The sequence below is a fragment of the Streptococcus sp. HMSC067H01 genome, assembly GCF_001814775.1.
GTDB lineage: Bacteria > Bacillota > Bacilli > Lactobacillales > Streptococcaceae > Streptococcus.
In genome coordinates this window covers 1-465 of the sequence record NZ_KV817806.1, presented here as the reverse complement: position 1 = coordinate 465, position 465 = coordinate 1, and the positions used below count along the sequence as shown (strand labels likewise).

The window sequence follows — 465 nt, the reverse complement described above, 5'->3', positions numbered from 1 at the left end:
CTGGTTGACCTGGTTTGCTTGGATCTTTTGGATCATTTGGATATTTCACATCTGGTGTTGATGGGAACTTAGGATCATCAGATTTCGGAACCAAGTTTCCAAGTGGTTTGTAGGTTACTGTATCTGTTGCTTCAGGATTTTCTGGAGTAACTGTCTTACCACCAGCTTCTGTCTTATCAGCGTAGTAACCTGGAATTACTGGTACAGATACCTTACCGTAAGTATGGTTCTTCTCATTCCATGTTGTAGTTCCATCAGCTTTGTTTTCTTTACCCGTAAACGTAAAGTCATCTTGGACATTGTCTCCTGGAGTCTTATCGCCTGCTCCTTCAAACTTAACTGTTTGTTTAGTTGGTTTCTTCACATCATTTACGATTGGTACGTAGATGATTGGTGTGTCAGTACCTGGATTTTCAGGAGTGATTGGTGTTCCTGGTTCTACTGGTTTACCTGGTTTGCTTGGAT

1 pseudogene is annotated in these 465 nt (G+C 41.3%); it reads right to left on the bottom strand.

From position 1 onward, the window contains the following. Positions 1-465 (bottom strand): annotated as a pseudogene (locus HMPREF2987_RS11060) (hypothetical protein); the annotation flags it as partial.